Raw genomic sequence first — 757 nt, 5'->3', positions numbered from 1 at the left:
GCAGAAATGGTACTACCAATCCATCAGCAAATACGCTGCACAAGGATTGGAACCAAGCCAAATTCCAAGTTTTTTTTATACGTATAAACAAGAAGTAAACGATTTTTTTAGAAGTTAATATTCATATGAAGAAATTAGAAAACACTGAAAATAACTATTGCGAACGCGCGGCATACGTATTAAAATATAGTAGAGTCAACACGCAATAAAGGCTCTACATAATCGGGACTGTAGTTCAGTGGGAGAATACTTGTCTGGCAGACAAGGGGTCGTGGGTTCGAATCCCATCAGTTCCATAAAACCAGTTGTATCAAGAGTTTAAAACACTTTAAAACTCTGCAGGATGGAATGGTTGCAATACTATTTCATCTGACCTCTTCATGATTTCCATGAAGAGGTTTTTTATTTTCTTTTTACGATTGATCCTCATGATTTTTATGATTATTCTTTTCACTGCTCCTGCTGACAATTTCTCTAAGTTCGCCCTCGTCGCCTTTTGCATTGATGATTTCAAAAAGCTGATTAAGCCCTTCACTTGTTTCATCATTTGGTTCATCATTTGGTTCTTTGCCCATTCTATCCCCTCCTTTTGCTTCTAGGTTGCCCATTTTTTTCACATTGTTTCATGTAAAAAGCAATTCATCAATATTAATCCGCCGTAAAAGTATACCTTTACGACCCTTGTGCAATTACTGGTTATACGGATATACTCAATCAATTCTTTAAATTTCGCAGCATTTTATAGGGTTTCTAATAC

1 protein-coding gene and 1 tRNA gene are annotated in these 757 nt (G+C 36.1%); one reads left to right on the top strand and one right to left on the bottom strand.

Annotated elements, in window-relative coordinates; translation table 11 throughout:
* Nucleotides 1-224: 224 nt before the first annotated feature.
* Nucleotides 225-296, top strand: a tRNA-Ala gene (locus AC1DRF_RS30695).
* Between the two features lie 117 nt (nucleotides 297-413).
* On the opposite strand, the gene AC1DRF_RS30690 is transcribed toward AC1DRF_RS30695, so the two are convergent.
* On the bottom strand, nucleotides 414-575 hold the full coding sequence (locus tag AC1DRF_RS30690) for a hypothetical protein (protein ID WP_427076516.1): 162 nt from the start codon (nucleotides 573-575) through the stop codon (nucleotides 414-416).
* Nucleotides 576-757: the final 182 nt, after the last annotated feature.

The sequence above is a fragment of the Priestia sp. P5_B4 genome, assembly GCF_056400385.1.
Note: the sequence above shows the minus strand (reverse complement) of the source record. Positions and strands in the feature narration are given on the sequence as shown.